Origin of the sequence: Niastella koreensis GR20-10 (genome assembly GCF_000246855.1) — a bacterium.
GTDB classification, from domain to species: domain Bacteria; phylum Bacteroidota; class Bacteroidia; order Chitinophagales; family Chitinophagaceae; genus Niastella; species Niastella koreensis.
Genome location: NC_016609.1, coordinates 3127990 through 3147367, shown reverse-complemented (window position 1 = coordinate 3147367; position 19378 = coordinate 3127990). Strand labels below are relative to the sequence as shown.

Annotated in this window: 11 protein-coding genes; 5 read left to right on the top strand and 6 right to left on the bottom strand. The window is 47.1% G+C overall.

What is annotated here, in order from left to right; translation table 11 throughout:
- The 4 genes from NIAKO_RS12495 to NIAKO_RS12480 all read right to left on the bottom strand — a co-directional run bounded on the left by NIAKO_RS12495 (position 1) and on the right by NIAKO_RS12480 (position 6208).
- Positions 1 to 3528 carry a SusC/RagA family TonB-linked outer membrane protein gene (locus NIAKO_RS12495; protein ID WP_242675513.1) on the bottom strand — a complete coding sequence of 1176 codons (3528 nt, stop codon included), beginning with the start codon at positions 3526 to 3528 and terminating at the stop codon, positions 1 to 3.
- Positions 3529 to 3606: 78 nt separating this feature from the next.
- Positions 3607 to 4455 carry a FecR family protein gene (locus NIAKO_RS12490; RefSeq protein ID WP_014218787.1) on the bottom strand — a complete coding sequence of 283 codons (849 nt, stop codon included), beginning with the start codon at positions 4453 to 4455 and terminating at the stop codon, positions 3607 to 3609.
- Between the two features lie 268 nt (positions 4456 to 4723).
- Positions 4724 to 5290, bottom strand: a complete 567-nt coding sequence (locus NIAKO_RS12485; protein WP_133055351.1) for an RNA polymerase sigma factor — start codon at positions 5288 to 5290, stop codon at positions 4724 to 4726.
- 309 nt (positions 5291 to 5599) lie between these two features.
- The gene (locus tag NIAKO_RS12480) at positions 5600 to 6208 is read right to left on the bottom strand and encodes an FMN-dependent NADH-azoreductase (RefSeq protein ID WP_014218785.1); all 609 of its coding nucleotides are present in this window, start codon (positions 6206 to 6208) and stop codon (positions 5600 to 5602) included.
- Between the two features lie 182 nt (positions 6209 to 6390).
- Between NIAKO_RS12480 and NIAKO_RS12475 the strand changes: the two genes are divergently transcribed.
- The 4 genes from NIAKO_RS12475 to NIAKO_RS12455 all read left to right on the top strand — a co-directional run bounded on the left by NIAKO_RS12475 (position 6391) and on the right by NIAKO_RS12455 (position 11699).
- Positions 6391 to 6750: a winged helix-turn-helix transcriptional regulator gene (locus NIAKO_RS12475; protein ID WP_014218784.1), complete on the top strand. Its 360-nt coding sequence runs from the start codon at positions 6391 to 6393 to the stop codon at positions 6748 to 6750.
- Between the two features lies 1 nt (position 6751).
- On the top strand, positions 6752 to 7453 hold the full coding sequence (locus tag NIAKO_RS12470) for a DUF2461 domain-containing protein (RefSeq protein WP_014218783.1): 702 nt from the start codon (positions 6752 to 6754) through the stop codon (positions 7451 to 7453).
- 263 nt (positions 7454 to 7716) lie between these two features.
- Positions 7717 to 8727 carry a DUF2278 family protein gene (locus NIAKO_RS12460; protein ID WP_014218782.1) on the top strand — a complete coding sequence of 337 codons (1011 nt, stop codon included), beginning with the start codon at positions 7717 to 7719 and terminating at the stop codon, positions 8725 to 8727.
- Positions 8728 to 8978: 251 nt separating this feature from the next.
- On the top strand, positions 8979 to 11699 hold the full coding sequence (locus tag NIAKO_RS12455) for an alpha-L-rhamnosidase (protein ID WP_014218781.1): 2721 nt from the start codon (positions 8979 to 8981) through the stop codon (positions 11697 to 11699).
- Positions 11700 to 11705: 6 nt separating this feature from the next.
- On the opposite strand, the gene NIAKO_RS12450 is transcribed toward NIAKO_RS12455, so the two are convergent.
- Positions 11706 to 12761, bottom strand: a complete 1056-nt coding sequence (locus tag NIAKO_RS12450) for a PorP/SprF family type IX secretion system membrane protein (protein ID WP_014218780.1) — start codon at positions 12759 to 12761, stop codon at positions 11706 to 11708.
- A gap of 12 nt (positions 12762 to 12773) precedes the next feature.
- The gene (locus NIAKO_RS12445) at positions 12774 to 18740 is read right to left on the bottom strand and encodes a T9SS type B sorting domain-containing protein (protein WP_014218779.1); all 5967 of its coding nucleotides are present in this window, start codon (positions 18738 to 18740) and stop codon (positions 12774 to 12776) included.
- A gap of 207 nt (positions 18741 to 18947) precedes the next feature.
- Here NIAKO_RS12445 and NIAKO_RS12440 point away from each other — a divergent pair, with 207 nt between their 5' ends.
- The gene (locus tag NIAKO_RS12440; RefSeq protein WP_014218778.1) at positions 18948 to 19361 is read left to right on the top strand and encodes a VOC family protein; all 414 of its coding nucleotides are present in this window, start codon (positions 18948 to 18950) and stop codon (positions 19359 to 19361) included.
- Positions 19362 to 19378 lie beyond the last annotated feature (17 nt).

Below are 19378 nucleotides of genomic sequence, written 5' to 3'. Positions count from 1 at the left end.
TTATAATCCGATTGATAATTGAAAGCCCATACTACGGGTAGAAGGAAACTGTCCGGTTTCAAAACCAGTTACAATATCCGATCCCTGCAGGGTGCCAAATTCAGGATCGAAGATTGGCCAGGGACTCCAGATGAACAGGTCGCGACCGTAAATACCTATGCTTGCTGATGATAAACCAATCTTTTTCAGCAACGTTGGTTTAAATGTGTAGCTCAAATTAGCTTCGCGGAATTTTACAAAGTCAGTACTGAAAGTGCTTCCCTCTGCATTGTAACTGCCCATACTATATTGATAATACTGGTCAACATCGGTAGCCACCACATCATTTTTGCGGTAAGACCCATCCGGGTTTTGTACCACGCCATTGCCAATAATGCCATTATACCTGCCCGGTAGGGTACTTTTCAATTTACCCTGTTCTACCATTTTGTAATGGGTTAGCGAGTAAGCCACAGCGCCAATCTGTGCGTCGAACAACACATTTAAACTAAAGTTCTTATAACGGAAATTGTTACCAAGGCTGAATTTGTATTTAGGCGTGGTATTTCCCAGGTAAATGATATTACTTGTAATTTTGGGGAACCCGGTCGCAGGGTCATAAACCACCTGTCCATCAGGACTGCGCTGATAACCCAACCCATACAGATCGCCCATTTTGCCACCTACGGTTGCCACAATTTGTCCGCTGGCTATATTACCGGCTCGTAGTAACACCATGCTATCCGGCATAGACATGATCCTGTTCTGGTTGCGGGAAAAAGTTCCGAAAAGGCTCCAGCTAAAACCGCTTTTGGTTGTAATGGGTTTGGCATTCACCTGTATTTCAATCCCGTTGTTCCTAACCCTTCCTGCATTGATAATTGAAGAATTGTAACCGGAAGAAGCATCTATTGCTCTGGTAAGGATCTGGTGCCTGGTATTTCCAAAGTACACAGCCACATCCAATCCTATTCTGCCATTGAGGAACTGCATTTCTGTACCGAACTCATAGGTGGTAGTAATAAGCGGTTTCAAATTAGGGTTGGGCAGAATGCTTGGAGCTGACTGAGAACTGTCCGGATAAATCCCCCCGTTTACTGCTGTACCATAAGTAAAGGCAGTTCTGTATGGCGTGGTACCACCACTACCAACCCCGGCAACCGAGGCCCTTAACTTGGCATAGCTGATCTCATGTGGCAGTTTGGCAACTTCCGACAAAATGAAACTGGTGTTCAAAGAAGGATAGAAAAATCCTACACCGTTCGTTCTTACCGGGCTGGCCAGTACACTGTTCCAGTCCTGCCGGGCCGTTAATTCTGCAAACAGGTAATTTTTATAACTGAGATTTACAACTCCGTATAAACTGTTAATCTGGTAACGGCTTGTATCAGGGAAATAAGTCAACCCAAACAAAGCGTTGTTCAGGTTATAGATCTGGGGATAGGGACTGGCGCCCTTCAATGAGTCGGGCCATATTAATCCGTCGGCCCTGATATCCGATTTATTATACTCATTTCTCAACTGGCTGCCTCCAACGGTTACACCCAGTCTCATATCATGGCTTAGTTCTTTAGTATACTTTGCCATGAAGTCGAAACTTTTTTCCCAGCTATGGATGTTCTGTTGTCTGATGGAACCTCTGGGCAGTCGGGAACCCGCATCATAAGGCCGGTCCTGCTCCCGTTTATCGTTCATCCAGTCAAGGTTGCCACGCAGCAAAAAGCTCAGGTCTTTGGTAAGCTGGTAGTTCAGGGTTACGTTGCCGGTTACGTTATTTCTTCTTGTTTTGTTCAGAAACTCATTTACGATGGCAAATGGGTTTTCAGGGAAAGAAGAGAACGGGAACTGGATGGTCCGGTATAAGCTGGTATCCTTGTAAATGCTGCCATCTCCACCACCGCGCCAGTAATTGCGCAGCCAGTTATAATCCGCACTGGGCTGCCAGAAAATATACCAGTACATAAGGGACTGGTTTCCATAGCCTGCAGCGGGCAGGTTATCACTACCGCGCCAGCCATAGTTTATTTTGGTAGAAAGTTTTAATTTTTTAGTAATGTCTGAAGTGGTAGATAAGGAAAGGTTTCTACGCGTGAACCCGGTGTTGGGAACAATCCAGTTGTTATTTTCCGTACCTCCACTGAGGCGGACGCCGGTTTCACCAATTTTGCCGTCTATGCTAAGGCTGTGCCTCATGTCATAGCCCTTGTTCCAAAAATCGTTGATATTATCGTAAGGCCTCCAGGGAGTGCGCTCTGTACCAACAGCCTGCCGCACGGGATCGTACTGGTAAAACATTTGACCATCGAACTTAGGTCCATAAGCAGAGCTGGTACCGCTGGTGCTGGCGCCATCTTCGGTGGTGCCGTAAGAATAATATTGAGCCCCGCCCAAACCCTGTCCATATTCATATTGCATATCGGGATACCGGTTCACTTCCTCCATGCTTCCATTGGCGGTATAGCGAATGGTAAAATGGCCTTTCTTTTTCTGGGCTGCAGCTTTGGTGGTGATAATGATGGCGCCGTTTGCCGCCCGCAAACCATACAGGGCCGAAGCAGCAGGTCCCTTCAATACAGATACGCTTTCAATATCCTGCGGATTAAGATCGTTCAACGAACTGCCGTAGTCAGCCGGCAGGTTATCGGAACCCGTAGCATACACCTGGTCGCTTTTGTTGGCAGAACGTTTACCACTACTATTGTTGATCACCACACCATCCACTACAATGAGCGCTTCGTTATCACCGGTGAGGTTGTTTTCGCCGCGGAGAATAATTTTTGCGGAAGCGGCAGGGCCTGAACCGGAACGGATCAGGTTTAAACCGGCTACTTTACCGGAGAGCGCATCCGTCCAGTTTAAACTGGCAGCCTGGGTCAGCTGCGTGCTATCCACTTTGGTAAGCGCATAACCCAGCGACCGTTCAGATTTTTTAATACCTAATGCGGTCACTACCACATTCTGCATTTGCTGATCGTCTTTCTGCAATACAATGCTTAATGAGGGTTGCGCTTCAGCAGGGAATTTCTTTTTCACCGGTTGATAACCAACCGCGGAGATCTCAACAAATCCTTCTGCAATAGCAGGAAGGGTTTTGCTGAAACGGCCGCCGTCATCGGCAATGGCAATCACCTGCCTTTGTCCTTCCTGTTTAATAACTACAGTAGCGCCGGGTAAAGGAATTCCGCCTTCTGTAACAATACCTTTCAATACCATAGTGGGTGCTTTTTTAGGCGCCTCACTCTTTTTAATCACCCAGCTGTTACCGGCAGCAGTAGCTGCAAAACCACCGGGCGCCAATACCATGTTCAATAATTCACCCACACTGCCTGCTTCATAAGAAGCACCGGGCACCTTTACAGCCGACAGTTCATCATTTGCATAAGCCAGTTTCACATTAAATACCCGGCCAAAATCCTCTGCAATTGCAGCAAGGTTACCGGGGGCATGCCGGTAATGCAATTGCGCTTTCTGCGCATGCAGCTGCATCATACCTGTCATCAGCAGCAGTGCAAGTGCAGTAAATACCTTACATAGTTTAGAGTATTTCATATATTTCATATACATTATAAACAATACAATGCCTGTCCGCTTTTCAGCAGAAAAATGAACTGTTGATTGATAAGGAGGTTAGTGGATCTTGTAGCCGGTCAATGTGTTCAGCACCATTAAATTTTCCTGCAAGGAAATCGTCAGGTCCCAGGTAAGCGTCACTTTTTCATTCCTGTTTATAGTGCCGTGCGTTAGCTTAACCTGGTAATATGTTTCTATTCTGTTCAGCAATTCTCCCAATGTAATATTCTGTAACCGCATCTGTGCATGTAACCACCAGTCTGCCGCAGCGGGGTCAATTACCTGTACCAGGCTGGTATTTGCCTGTGAAGTAATTACCTGCTGGCCGGCTGTTACCAGTTGAATACCGCTGGGGTTATTCAGGGCTACTTTACCTTCTTTAACGGTCAGCTGCAGATCAACCGAATCCAGTTTATGAATGGTAAAAGCAGTTCCTACAACAGTAACCAGTTGCCGGTTAACCCCAATGGTAAAGGGACGTTCGGCGTTCTTAGCCACACTGAAAAATGCAGATCCTTTAGCCAGAACGGTGGTACGCTTCTTTAAAAAGTTTGTATACACCTTTACTGATGAATTGGGCGCCAGCCAAACTACAGATCCATCTTCCAACAGGATCTTTTTTGAACTGCCTGCGCTGGTCAGTTCCTGCCAGGCGTTGGTGGTTACACCAGCGGTGCTGCCAGGCATCTTGAAAAAGATGGCTACCACAATGGCAGCTACGGCGCTCATTCCTATAAAGAACAATTGCTTTTTCTGACGACGGCGGTTGTCGATCCGGTCATTGATGCTGTTCAGCAATATTTGCTTTTTCTGCATGCCCATTTGATCGGGTGAATGCCATGCCTGCTGCCATTGCGCATCCTGATTACTGAGATTCTTCTTATGTCGCCTTGAGTTACGGGGCATGCAAAAAATAGCTTTTGTTAATAGACGGTTAAAGAAATGAATTGGTACTAGAGGGAATTTAGAAAAAAACGGGAGTTAACAATTTGGTCATAATGGGACCGGCAAACGTGAAACGGCAAACGGCAAATAGGGCTCGCGAACTTTTAAATTAATAATTACCTTGCGTCGCCGGAAATCTTCTGCCTTAAGCCTTAAGCCTTAAGCCTTAAGCCTTAAGCCTTAAGCCTTAAGCCTTAAGCCTTCTGCCTTCTGCCTTAAGCGTTCCGCGTCAAAAAAACGCCTGCACCTGGCGCAACATTTTTACAATCCGTTGCCCGGCCGTATGCAATTGGTTTTTTACGGTTTGCTCGCTCAGCTGCAGTTCTGAAGCGATCTCCTTTACCGAAAGTTGCTCTTCATTCTTCATGGAATAGATCCGGCGCATTTGTCCGGGTAATTTGTTGGTGGCGTTCTTCCAGATGTGATAAACCTGTTTGTATTGGTATTGCTCGTCAGGCTGGGGGCGTTCTTCGGTATGATCGGGCATTTCAGCCGTTAAAGTATACCTTTTTCGTTTAGATGCCCGCTGATGGTCGCAGATACAATGTTGAACAATAGTATATAAGTAATTACGGAAAGAGGTATGAATAACAATACTCTGACGTTTATTCCACAGTCGTATAAATACTTCCTGCAGCACGTCATCGGCCTCTTCCGAACCATTCAAACGCATTTTTACATACGTGTGGATGGGTTCGGCAAAGCGATTAAAGAGTTCATCAAAAGCAATTCGGTCCCCTTTTCTCAATTGCAGTAACAATTCTCCGTCGTCGGGAACAATTGGTTGAAAATTCATATGGCGCAAACTTACCAACCAAATATAAGCCCATAAAAGAAGTTGTTTTACCAAATGTTTAAGTTTTTTTAAGCTGCATCACTTTCAAAAGGTTGCGCAAACGTTTGCATGGTTATTTTTTGCATTCTATAAGCCGCAAAAAACAGCAAAACGAAAGAATTAGTGCTTATTCGAAACAAAAAGAGACCGCCTTCGTTCCAACTCGAAGATGGTCCCAATTGTATTTTTCGTTCCGCGTTTTGGGTTAAGCGTTCGGCGTTTTTAATGATTTATCATCGCTTTTAATTATGCCTGAATTTACCATTACTATTAGAAGGCATACTCATTCACCGCTTCCACAGCTTTGGGAAACGCCGCATCTGCCAGATCAGGGTACGCCGTTCCTTCAACCCGGAAAGTGGTGATATCATTCAACCCGATAAACGACAGGATGAATCGCAGAAATGGTTCTGCAAAATCATACTGTTTCATGGGGCCATCCGAATAAACTCCGCCGCTTGCCATGGCCAGGTATACTTTTTTATTGGTAACCAGCCCTTGTGGCGCTCCATTTTCATATTTAAAGGTAATGCCACCCCGTACAATATGATCTACCCATGCTTTTAAGGCAGAAGGAATATTGAAATTGTAAAAAGGCACACCAATCACCACAATATCGGCATCTTTCAGGTCCTGGATAGCCTGGTCAGAGTAATCAACCAGTTGTTTATGACTGTCGGTACGTTTTTCCTCCGGAGTAAAAAACGCATTCAACTGGTTCTCGTGTAAATGCGGCAGCGGATTGGCGGTCAGGTCGTGAGTTTTTACCTGGCTGCCGGGGTAAGCCGCTAACAATTTGTCAATAATAGCGTTAGATAATTTAATGCTGAAGGAGTTGTTTCCTTTAGCGCTCGACACTATGTTCAGTATCTTTTTCATCTTAATCAATTTTAGTTATTGCCTGAGTATTAAACCGTGTTTTGTTTTGTACAACAAAGCTATGTACCTTTACTATACATTTGTAAGTACTATACGGGTGTATAGTACTATCCGGAGATATAGCACTATACGCATGGATAGCACTATACCAGAATATAGCAGGACAATAAAAAAGCAACAACATGTCAACAAAAAAAGAAGGAAAGGAATACCATAAATGTCTGGGACTGATCTTACCGGTATCAGACGCCATCAGCGTATTAAGCGGTAAATGGAAATTACCGATCATAATATCATTACAGTTTGGCAACAAAAGGTTCAGCGAAATAGCCAAAGACATTCCTAAAATAACAGACCGTATGTTGTCAAAAGAATTACGTGACCTGGAAATGAACAAACTGATAAAGCGCACCGTGTACGACTCCGTTCCGGTAGTAGTGGAATATTCATTGACTGAATATGGCGAGTCGTTGGACGACCTGATCTCGGAGTTGTATAAATGGGGCACCAAACACCGCAAAAAAGTGATGACAAAAGAGTAATATGGCAAAACAAACAACAGCGCAACCAGTAGTTCGTAAATCAGGCTTTGATTTTTTACAGGCATTAAAAAAGAACAATCACCGGGATTGGTTCAATACCCATAAAGAAAGGTACCAACAGGAACAGGAGCAGCTGGAGCTGTTTGCCGAAGCCCTGTTGCGGGAACTGAACAAACACGATGAAATAGAAACTCCATCGGGCAAAAAAAGCCTGCACCGCATTTACCGCGACATTCGTTTTTCAAGTGATAAAACACCCTATAAAACAAACTGGAGCGGTAATTTCAAACGTGCTACCAAATTTCGCCGCGGTGGATATTATTTTCACCTGGAACCGGGCAACAGTTACCTGGCCGGTGGTTTCTGGGCGCCCAATTCACCAGACCTGAAACGCATTCGCGATGAAATAGCTTTTGATGCCGCCCCCTTGCGAAAGATCCTCAAAAGCAAAAGCTTTACTACCACCTTTGGCGCCCTCACCGGCGAACAGGTAAAAACCGCCCCCAAGGGTTTCGATGCCGCTCACGAGGCCATTGACCTGTTACGCTTTAAACAGTACCTGCTCATCAGGCGTTTTTCCGATAAGGAGGTATTGAGCGATCAGTTCCTGGCAGTAGCCAGCGCAACTTATAAAAACATGCGCCCGTTCTTCGATTATATGAGTGAAGTGCTCACTACCGACACCAATGGGTTGGAGATCTGATAACTCACTAAAACGAATAGGCTGATTTCAATCAATATTACCAGTAGGTTAATAAGCTAAAAAAGGTATAAATACCTGTTTTTATAATGGGGTTCATTGGTAAATTTATATAAATAAAGCTTAACGCCAAACGCGTAAAGCCTAACGCCAGCACCCGAGTGTTCAAGCTTTATGTAAAAAGGCGAACACTCGAAATGCGAGGTTGTATTTTGCATTAAGCGTTCAGCGTTCAACATTCAGCGTAACAATTAAACCCATTATTTATGCCTATAGCACACTATGGCGTACTGAAGGGCAAAGCATCAGCCAGCCTGCGCGCCACAGCACAAAGTGAGCACTATCAGATACTCATCAACCACGGTAACAATCCCCACCGCATTGCCATTAATACCAAATCGAGCGAAGCGCCCAGCCAGGTATTATATTATGCCAGCGATGATTTTCATCATGAGATCACTGATGCCATTCAACAGGCTAACCTGGCCGTTGGTTTTACTGCGCTCGAGTCAAAACCAGGCGGTCTGGCGCTCGATTTCATCCGGCGCAACCTGTTCGACCATACCGAAATGATCCCGCTGCCTTCCCGTGGCCCCGGCGACAATGACGACTTAAACGACCGGCTCGATTTTTTTGTACAACAGGCCATCCGCGACGACTCGGCTGTTGTATACGCTTTTGGCCAACACTGGCAGGACAATAGCGGAAAAGACAAGTACTTCGCCGAAATAAACCCCAGTACCGGTATTCACGATATTCATATGAACCAGGGTAACCCGGCCGGTAGTTTCTTTGGCGACAATGGCATTTGGCAGGATGGGGGCTTACTGTTTCATTTTGCCAGCCGCAACCGCTGGGCGGCCGTATTTACCGCTTTTCAATCGCAATCATTTCATACAGACGATGTGCATGGCAATCCCGTCAGCGAGCCAACACCGCCAGATCAATCAAAAGCAAACATCCGCATCATAGCCGCTATGGTAAATCCCAATGGGGATGAGGTAGGTAAGGAATATGTGATCCTGCTTAATAAAACCAGCCAGGACGTTAATTTATCCGGCTGGCAAATAGTTGACAAACTGAAAAAAGCCGACACCATCGGCAACCAGGTGGTGCCAGCCGGCGATACCGTGCGGATCAAATTAACCGGACAGGGCGCCCAGTTAAGCAACAAAGGCGGCAACATTACCTTATTGAATAAAGAACATGTGAAAATAGACGGCGTTACCTATACAAAGGAAGACGCCGCAGTAGAAGGCCAATTAGTAGAATTGTAATCGGGATATTCAAAACAGGGACAAACAGGGGCCCCGACAGAATCGTCGGGGCTTTTTTTTGAATAAAAGCAAAGTTGATGGCGTTGACGGAGTTAACAAGTTGACAGGTTAACAGGTTAAGAATAATAGCGAGGTTGCAAAACTCCTCCCCCTACCGGGGGAGGCCGGGAGGGGGCTGTCAGGATTAGGCAGGATGGCACATCGTTGGTTTTCCTTAACTTGTTCAGCTTAAAACTAAAAAAGGCTTGTTAATGAAAAAACAACTGCTCATTGCTGGCAGCTGCATCCTGTTAGGTACCTTGGGTGCAAGCGGCCAGGTTACGCTGCAGCTGCAACACCTGCTCACAGAAAACCTGGTAAATCCACTGGGGATAAACGTAACAACACCACGCTTTAGCTGGCAGCTTTCGGGCTCCCGGCGTAACGTACAACAATCAGCCTGGGAAATAAAAGTTACCACCGGCAAAACGGCCGTGTGGAACAGCGGAAAGATCAATTCTGCCCAATCGGTACAGGTGCCATACGCAGGTAATCCACTGCAGCCAGCCACTAAATACAGCTGGCAGGTACGGGTTTGGGATACTGCCGGCCATGTAACGCCCTGGAGCGCACCGGCCAGTTTTCAAACAGCACTGGCAACAGCGGCCGACTGGAAAGCCCAGTGGATAACACCGGGCTTTACCGAAGATGCCGATACCCGCCCGGCCATCCTGTATCGCAAAACATTCTCCCTGCCCAAAAAGATCCGTACGGCCACCGCTTACATAACCGCACATGGCCTGTACGAAGCCCAGATCAACGGACAGCGGGTAGGGGATGCCTACCTTACTCCAGGCTGGACGAGCTACAACAAACGCCTGCAGTACCAGGTGTATGATGTAACGCCGTTACTGGTTGCCGGCGCCAACGCTATAGGCGTTTCGGTTGGCAATGGCTGGTACCGCGGTTCCCTGGCCTGGAATGGCAATAAAAATTCCTGGGGCAGCGATGCCGCCCTGCTGGTACAAATAGCCATCACATTCACCGACGGTTCAACCCAGAATTTAATAACCGATGGCGCCTGGAAATCTTCTACCGGTGCTATCCGTTATGACGAAATATACCATGGCGAAACCGTAGATACCCGCGAAGAAAAAGCCGGTTGGGCAAATGCCGCCTGCAACGAGGCAGGCTGGAGTGCCGTACAAACCGGCGATTACTCCAAAGAGGTATTGATCCCCACGTATAATGAACCGGTAAGAAAACACGAAACCTTCAAACCGGTAAAAGTGCTTACCACACCCAATGGAAAAACCGTACTCGATTTTGGCCAGAACCTCGTTGGCTGGGTAATGGTAAAAGCAAAAGGCAACAGCGGCGATTCCATAGTGATAAAGCATGCCGAAGTGCTGGATAAAAATGGTAATTTTTATACCGAAAACCTGCGTGCAGCCAAAGCAACGGCTACCTATATTCTGGATGGTAAAGAAGAAAGAACGCTGGAGCCGCATTTCAGCTGGTTCGGCTTCCGGTATATTCAGGTGGAAGGTTATCCCGGTGAAATCAACCCCGACAACTTCACCGCAGTTGCCCTGTACTCTGATATGCAACCCACGGGCAGCTTTACCTGTTCGCAACCCTTGCTCAATCAATTACAACATAATATTCAATGGGGACAACGCGGCAACTTCCTCGATGTGCCTACTGACTGCCCCCAACGTGACGAACGCCTTGGCTGGACGGGCGATGCGCAGGCATTTTCCCGCACGGCCTCGTTTAATTTCGGCGTCAATAATTTCTTTGCCAAATGGCTGCACGACGTGGCCGCTGATCAAAAAGCCGATGGTTCGGTGCCCCATGTAATTCCCAATGTACTGGGCCCAAATGCAGGCGGTTCAACCGGCTGGGCAGATGTATGTACCATTCTGCCCTGGAACATGTACCTGGCTTATGGCGATAAACGCATCCTCGAAGACCAATACAGCAGTATGAAGGCCTGGGTAGGTTATATGCAGGCGCAAAGCAAGAACAACCTGTGGCAAACCGGTTTCCATTTTGGCGACTGGCTTTTTTACCGGCCTTTTGACGACAATGACGGCAAAGCCGCTGTTACCGACAAATACCTGATCGCCCAATGTTTCTATGCACACTCCACCCAGCTGCTGATCAATGCCGCCAAACAATTGGGCAGAACCGAAGACGTAACCACTTACGGGGAACTGTTACAAAAAATAAAAGCGGCCTTTGTAAATGAGTACCTCACCCCCAATGGCCGCCTGGTTTCAGGCACCCAAACAGCTTACGTGCTGGCCTTAAACTTTGATATGTTACCCGAAGCTTTGCGGGCACAGGCCGCAGCACGACTGGTAGAGAACATCAAGGATTATAGAAACCATTTAACAACCGGCTTTCTGGGAACACCATACCTCTGCCATGTATTGAGCCGCTTTGGTTATACCGATATAGCCTATAGCTTGCTGTTACAGGAATCGTACCCCTCGTGGTTATATCCCGTTAAAATGGGCGCTACCACCATCTGGGAACGCTGGGACGGGCAAAAACCCGACAGCACCTTTCAAACTCCGGGCATGAATTCCTTTAACCATTACGCCTATGGCGCCATTGGCGACTGGATGTACCGCATTATTGCCGGCCTGGATACCTACGAAGATGGACCTGGTTATAAGCATATAAAGATCCATCCACACCCCGGTGGCGGATTAACCAACGCTACCGCCACCCTGCAAACGTATTATGGAACGGCCAGCAGCGGCTGGACAGTAAATGGCAACGACCTTACGCTGGATATAGAGATCCCGGCCAATACCACCGCAGATATTTATTTACCGGCGTCATCAGAAGGCACCATTACAGAAAGCGGCATGGTCCTGTCGGCTCAGAAAGATATAAAAGTGGCCGGCTCCGATGACCAGTATATAGTGGTAAAAACAGGATCGGGAAAGTATCATTTTGTGATTACAAGGGCGCATTGAGAATGATTACCAAACCTGGGTTTGAGCAGGCCGGTCAGGACAACGATATTGACGATCCAGGATGTTTAAAAAGCCTTTATACGATAACATCAGTTCAAATACGTTCTTTGTCCGGCCGGCAATCACCAGTCTGTTGTTGATATTGGCATCATAGCTCAATCCAATAAACAGGTTTCTGTATTCCAGGTTTACTATGGGCACCAACGCATCGTCCCAGCGGCAAACCAAACCACCGGTAAGGGCCAGGTCCCAGGTGGGAAGGTCAAATGTCATCATGGCGCCAAATTGCAACAGGTTATTTCTGGCCTGCCTGAAATAATCTGCATATATATTTAGCCGGGAATCTTCGCCGGTGGGATACGTTCCACCGGCGTTGACACCGATGCGGTAATTGCGGGCCGAATCAATATAAGTATTCTGAAAATATTGCTGCTTTTTGGCAAACTGGTAGTTGACAATACTGGCGCCCACATAATAGCGCGCCTCATCCAATTCGTAGTTGCCATAATTATATACAACGCCTAACCCGAGCCCATTAAAGTAAGTGCGTTGGGTAGTAGTAAATGCCTGCCGCGAAGGCGCCAGTACCGGGCTATTTACAAACTGATCATCGAACTGAAGGTCTTTGGTATTAAAACTATTTAACACCATCGAACCGTTTATGCCGATTGATAACTGCGAATTGACATCGGTGTAGGGCGAAAGCGGAAAATGAAAATTCATGGCCGGCATCAGTTGCGTTTTGCTTAGTTTTGAATCACCTGCTACATCATGGGTGATCTGCAACCCAAAACTTTCCTTTATCCAATGGTATTCACCCGGCTGTACCGGCACATTAAATTCGGCGCCCAACGCCATTGTTTTATAGGGCACGTTGATCGGGCTCCATTGATCGCGGTACGCAACAGTTCCGCGAATGTCTTCCGGGAACAGCCCCGTTAAAGCAGGATTACGCAGCACGGGCATGGCGTAAAACTGGCTGAAATGCGCGTCCTGCGCCCTCAGGCCAACACCTTCACATAGCATTATAACCATACACCCTACACTAAGAAATATTTTCATACCCCATTATTTTTATCTTATCAGTGTTACGTTACCATTTTTAGTATACCTGGTGCCATTCTCACACTCCACTTCTACAATGTATCCGTATACGGCCGGCGTACCTTTTTTCCCTCTTACAGAACCATCCCAGCCATTGGCTGGTGAATTAGGCTGAACATCGAACCGTTGAAATACGATCTCACCATACCGGTTGAAGATCCTAAACGATCGCACATTGGCAATGCCGGTTCCACGCACCATAAATACATCGTTCAGGCCATCGCCATCAGGTGTAAACGCATTGGGAATAAACAACTGGGCGCTTTCACAAAATGCCACAATACATAAACTCGCGGTATCGCTGCAACCATAAATATTGGTAGCCTTTACCTGGTAACAAACATCCTTTCTTACGGTGGCTACCGCCTTTTCGCAAATGGCGTCATTACATTGTATATTGGCGGCAGGCGTCCAGGTGTAGGATTTCATGGGTAATACGTTCGCCATCCCGGCATTCAGTAAAGTGGGCGTTAAAGGCAATTGCGTACCGGTAGGCAAGGTGAGTGGACCGGGCGTTAAAGAGATGTCGGGATAATTACCAATACCGATCATGGTGTCGGTTTTGGCGCTGCACCCCGTTACAGGAGAAGTAACTGTAATGGAATACAACCCGCCATCTTTCACCCCCACATTATTGATGCTGAAGTTTTGCGTATGTACCGGGCCGTTCAGTCCCGGGCCTGTCCACGTATAGTCAAGCAGCGGGTTATTCCCCGGAATAGAACTGCTGGCCTGCATATTCAGTACATCCCCCACACAAAGCGGGCTACGGGTAACTATGGCCGGTTTGGAAGGCGCTTGTTTTACTGTTACAGAAAAGCTGGTATTAACAGAACGGCAATTGCCCTGTTTGGCATAAACAATGTAGAACCCGGCTTTTTGATCGAGCGGCGGCGCCAGGTTGATGGTGCTGGAAGAAGTAGTATAATTACCATTACCAAATGCAGGACCGGCCCATACATACACTACGGGCACCGATCCATTGGGCGATCCATTGCCCAACACACCTGGCACCGATAGTGCTGTTAATCGCAGCGTATCGTTACTACACAGGTTGGCATTGTAACCAGCAGTTGGCTGACTGGGGGGCGTAGGGTCTTTAAGGGTATATGGTCCGGCAACTATATTTGACGAACATCCGGTTGACCGCACCTGAATATTGGCATAAGCAGCTGCAGCCAATGGAATGGCTAACTGCCCCGATGCGTCAGTAGTTACAGTAAACGGTCCGGATACATTGGTAGAAAAATCTTTATTATAAAAAACCTCCAGCGGTAAATTGGGTAACGGTGTATTGCCATACAGGTCTTTTACGGTAACAACAATAGCGCCACTGGGCAGGCCGCAGTCTGTAGGATCTTTAACCGCATCAAAACTAATAGCAGGTGTTGCATTGACCACCACTACGACTTTCTTCTTAGGGCCTTCGCAATTAAACCCGTTCGCCTGGCTTACGTAATAAACAAACTGTGCTGGTGTGGTGGTTAACGGAATTGGCGCTGCCGGCAACGGCTGTTGATTATTATTGTACCAGATCAAATGATTACCTGCAGCAGCAATCGCAATTAAAGCAGAGGCCGGGCTTCCCTGGCAAAGTTGTATGGTATCGCTGATCTGTGGAGTGGGAGGAATGGGGTTAACGGTCAACTTCAAAACAACCGGTGCGCCAGGGCAGGGATTTTGAGCCGGGTTAACCGGAATTACATTTACAGAAATAGTTTGAGCAGTAGCGCCCATATTGGTAAAGCTCAATACAATATCTGTTAAAGGTGATGTAACAGTCCCTGACGAAACGCCTGCCACCCCGGCTGGCAATGCGCCCACCACCAACCAGTTTAAATTGGTGTTCGATAAAGTGGAGGTGGCCTTATAGGTAGCCTTATCACCTGAACAGATGGCCTGTACCGGGTTATTGAACTGCACCACCGGCGCTGCTGTGATCTCTACCGTAGCAGTAGTACTGAATGAATAACAGGGCGCAGGCGGCGTAATAGTATAGGTAACCGTATAGGTACCCGCACTGCTTGCAGCGGGATTAATTGCGCCTGTGGAAGGGTCAATAGATAAACCAGTGGTGGAAGAATATACCCCGCCGGTACTACCGGTTCTTGATACCGGTTGCAATTGGGTAAGCCCATTACAATAAGGCGAACCCGGATAACTGATGGTGGCCTGCGGTGTGCTATTAACCACCACAGCAGCCGAAGTAGTATAAACCGGACAACCGCCGCCCGCAGGCAGGGTGTATATAACCGTGTAGTTACCCGGTGTGGCGCCCGAAGGATCGAGTGTACCCGTGCCGGTATTCAGGGGCAAACCATTGCTGGGTGAAACAGAAAAGGTACCGCCTGTACTGCCGGAAAACGTAACCTGCACCGGCGGATTTGGCGTATTCGCCGTATTCACCACATTACAAAATGTAGGGGGATAGCTGATAGCTGCCACTGCCGCCTGGGTAATTGCCACCGTGGTTACTGCAGTTGTACCCGGACAAGGTGGGGAAGGTGCAATCGTATACGTTACCTGGTAGGAACCGGGTGTACTTTGTTGGGCATTGATTACACCGGTAGCGGCGTCAATAACAAGGCCGGCAGGCGTGGCAGTGAACGTGCCGCCCCTGGTGCCGGTTATAGTAACTGCCGAAGCGGTGCTTGTATTACAGACCGGACTGGCATACTGAATGCCCGCTACAGGTGTGCCGCTTACAGACACGGTAGCAGTTGTTGTATATTGACTACAACCACCACCAGCGGCAATGGTGTACGTAATGGTATAATTACCGGGTACAGCGCCTGAAGGGTCCAACGTGCCCGTAACGGCATCCAGGGGCAATCCTTTCACCGGAGAGATGGAATAAGCACCGCCCGTACTGCCCGAGAAAGTGACCGGCACAGGATTATTAGGCGTTGTAGAAGTGTTTGTGACATTACATAAAACAGCCGGATAACTGATAGCCGCAACCGGCGCCGCATTTACCACCACAGCCGTTGTTACAGTTACACCAGGGCAGGGGCCAGCTGAAGCAACCGTGTATGTTACCGTATAATTCCCGGGTATACTCGCTGCCGCATTAATGGTACCCGTGTTTGCATCTATTACCAGACCCGTACCGGCGCTATAAGTTCCACCCGCTGTTCCGGTTCTGTTAACCGGCACGGTAGTCATAGAGGTGCAAAGCGGACCGGCATAGCTGATAGCCGCGGTGGCAGCGCCATGAATGGTTACGGTAGCGGTTTTTGTAAAATCAGCACAACCGGGCGTATTAGCTAAAGTATAGGTAACAGTATAAGTACCGGGTATTGCCCCTGCTGGTTCTATAGTACCTGTACCCGCATCGATGACCAGTCCGGTTGCAGGCGCAATCGAATACACCCCGCCGCTTGTTCCCGTTTGCACAACAGGTACCGGCGGATTTGGCGTTGCAGTCGTATTGGCCACATTACACAAATCGGCCGGGTAACTGATACTGGCTGTTGCGCTATTGCCCTGGTTAATCACCACCGTTGCAGTAGCTGTAACCCCGGCGCAAGGTGGAGAAGGACTGATAGTATAGGTAACTATGTACGTACCGGGTGTGCTGGCAGCAGGTGAAATGGTCCCTGAGTTGGCATCGATCACCAGCCCCGCCGGAGCAGAGAAGGTCCCGCCTGCCGTTCCGGTCAATTTCACTTGTTTGGAAACAACGGTATTACACAATGGCGTTTCATATTCAATATTAGCAGAGACTGCCGGTGTTACCGTAACAAGATATTGTTTAGCAGCCCCCGTACAACCATTGAAAGCTGCCTGAAAGGTATAGTTAATAGTACCAGCAGTACTGCCGGTTACCGAATAGGTTTGAGCCGGAATAAGTGGGCCTGTCCCTGCAGGTGGCGATGCCGGGTTTACCCCGCTATATATTGCCTGCCAGCTGTACGTAGCGCCCACTATATCGGAATTGATAGTGATGGCGTTTGTGGCGCCACCCGAACAAATTACCTGCGACAGCGTACTATTGGTGATCTGTGGCGACTGTTTAAAACACAGTTGAAGGGTTTTGTTATTCGCCGGTGTACAAGTGCCGTTCACCGTAACAGTTATATCATAACAGCGGAAAGTTTTGAACCTTATTTTCGGATAATCAACTGTATTGGAGGTTATAAAATCATAATCTGCCGGATCGCCGCTGACCGTCCAGGAATAGGAAAGCGGCGCAAATGGGGTAGTGCTGTAGATGGGTTTATACGGACTTTGCGAAAAGTCTATCACCTCATTCAACGCTCCCGGTTTACATACATTCTGTGGCGAAGAAGAAAAGTTAACCGTAGGCGCTCCGCCCACCGTAATTGCTTGTGGTGCTGACAATTTAATACCACAACTATTTGTAATGCTTTGAACAACGTTATAGATGCCACCGGTATTAAACGTGATCTGCGGATTTGCTCCGGTTACTGGATTTGGCGTAAAGCCACTATTGGGCGTTACACTCCAGGAATAAGCGGGGTTTTGACAGGAACCCTGCGCATTGGAAAGATCGGTTAGTTGAACGCTTTGTCCCACACAAATGCCGGGCGGGTTCACACTGAAGTTGGGAGTAGCTGGTGATTCCACACTTACCTGCTGCTCTTTCGTGGAAACTGTTTGACAGCCTTCGGGGTTCTGTACTTCTAATTTCAACATCCAGCAACCGGCTTCTGTAACAGCGCTGGATGGTATAGTTAAATTTCCTGAAGCATCAACCCACGATGGATCGGCATAATTATAAAATGAACCGGAAGGCGCTTTATACTGCCAGGTACTTAAAAAATCAGTTTTACAGGTAGCTCCACTTCCATACGAACCCGGTAAAGAGGTGTTTGTTGCTTTAATACCAGCTGTTTTACAAATGTATGGCCCCGCAGTAAAGTTAGCCACTGGAGGCGTACTGGCATTTACAAACGATTTTTTCTCAGAATTTGTGGTGTAATTAATGCAGGTATTTCCAAGTCCTTTATTCAATAATTGCAGGTCTACACCAAAAGCCTTTTTGCCGGTATTGGGATCGGTTGTAGCGGAAGAACTACGACAGGTAGGATTAACAAATGTATGCGATAGATAGGGATTGACTATTAAAGAATCGTGGGTATAAGTTTCTGTACCGCTACCATCCCCAAAATTAACCAGGTATTGAGACCCAGGATAATTGTCGTTGATGTTTTCGATTTTGAATTGCACAGGAGAACCGGTACAAACACTTTCAGAAGACAAATTGAGCAATCCCGTACCATCCCTTTCAACTAAAACAGTATAAGAAAATACAGTAGCTACGACGCCATTGGTTTTTTCCAATTCAAGTACATAATATCCTATAGTAAGACTGGGTATAGTTACTGTAGTTCCATTAATTGGCAAAGAATACAAAATGGTTCCGGCACTGTTAACCAGGTTAATTGTATAAACATCTCCAGGACTACTATTAGAAAAATTAAAACTTATAGTCCCAGAAGTACCACCATTGGCAATATTCAAATACCCGAACATATTTCCCTGGGTTAAACATTTGATCTGAATATTGGAGGGACTAACAATATTAAAAGCCGGCTGAGTTATATTGGTACTCCCGGTAATAGTAAACGCACTGGTAGGCGCAGAAGTATAGCCAGGATTACTGGCTATTATCCTAAGCTGATAGTTACTACCCGCAGGCGTACCAGCCGGAATGACCCCATTAATCACCGGGGCAAAATAATCTGTTACCGTACCAATAGTTACCGGGGCTGCAAAACTGCCACTGGCATTGGACAACTGCAAGGTGAAAACATTCCCGATCCGGAATAAATTAGGTTTGAAATGAACCGACACCCCGGAGCCTGCCGCATAAGGCAAACTGTTATCAAAACGGATAAGCTGAATTGTTTGACCAAAAGAAACAGAATACACCAATAACAAAACAGGGATAAATGCGAATATCCTTTTCATAAAAAAGTTTAGGGGAATAGGGTTTGGTCAACAAAGGTTGACGTTGAAAAGGGTATCCCTGTATGTATACATGTGGTTGGAACAGTAAGCGGCAGCAAGCTAGTGAACAATTACAGCAAGTACAAGAAATTTAGCAGGTAAGTCATAATTTTAGCAATAATCTTGTCCTGGATCAAGGTGTAATTAATTATCAATAAATTTCAACCAATGAATCAACGGATAGCACACATTGCATTAGTGGTAAAAGATTACGATGAAGCCATTCAGTTTTATACCGGAAGACTGGGGTTCAGGTTGCTCGAAGACACTAAAATGGGTGAAGATAAAAGATGGGTGCTGGTGGCGCCCCCAGGCGCTGCAGAATGCAGTTTGTTATTAGCAAAAGCAGTCAATGAACAACAGGCGGCCAGCATCGGCAACCAAACCGGCGGACGGGTATTCCTGTTTTTATTTACCGACGATTTCTGGCGTGATTACAATAACATGGTCGCTCAGCAAATTCATTTTGTAAGGCCGCCAAAAGAGGAAGAGTATGGAACGGTAGCGGTTTTTGAAGACCTCTATGGCAACCAGTGGGACCTGCTGCAGCCCAATCAAAAAAATAAAGGAGCGTATTTATAATTAAGGGGCCTGGAAAT

Coding starts and splice junctions, on each gene's coding strand:
- NIAKO_RS12495 (WP_242675513.1), bottom strand. CDS start 3,528: ATGAAATACTCTAAACTATGTAAGGTATTTACTGCACTTGCACTGCTG.
- NIAKO_RS12490 (WP_014218787.1), bottom strand. CDS start 4,455: ATGCCCCGTAACTCAAGGCGACATAAGAAGAATCTCAGTAATCAGGAT.
- NIAKO_RS12485 (WP_133055351.1), bottom strand. CDS start 5,290: ATGAATTTTCAACCAATTGTTCCCGACGACGGAGAATTGTTACTGCAA.
- NIAKO_RS12480 (WP_014218785.1), bottom strand. CDS start 6,208: ATGAAAAAGATACTGAACATAGTGTCGAGCGCTAAAGGAAACAACTCC.
- NIAKO_RS12475 (WP_014218784.1), top strand. CDS start 6,391: ATGTCAACAAAAAAAGAAGGAAAGGAATACCATAAATGTCTGGGACTG.
- NIAKO_RS12470 (WP_014218783.1), top strand. CDS start 6,752: ATGGCAAAACAAACAACAGCGCAACCAGTAGTTCGTAAATCAGGCTTT.
- NIAKO_RS12460 (WP_014218782.1), top strand. CDS start 7,717: ATGCCTATAGCACACTATGGCGTACTGAAGGGCAAAGCATCAGCCAGC.
- NIAKO_RS12455 (WP_014218781.1), top strand. CDS start 8,979: ATGAAAAAACAACTGCTCATTGCTGGCAGCTGCATCCTGTTAGGTACC.
- NIAKO_RS12450 (WP_014218780.1), bottom strand. CDS start 12,761: ATGAAAATATTTCTTAGTGTAGGGTGTATGGTTATAATGCTATGTGAA.
- NIAKO_RS12445 (WP_014218779.1), bottom strand. CDS start 18,740: ATGAAAAGGATATTCGCATTTATCCCTGTTTTGTTATTGGTGTATTCT.
- NIAKO_RS12440 (WP_014218778.1), top strand. CDS start 18,948: ATGAATCAACGGATAGCACACATTGCATTAGTGGTAAAAGATTACGAT.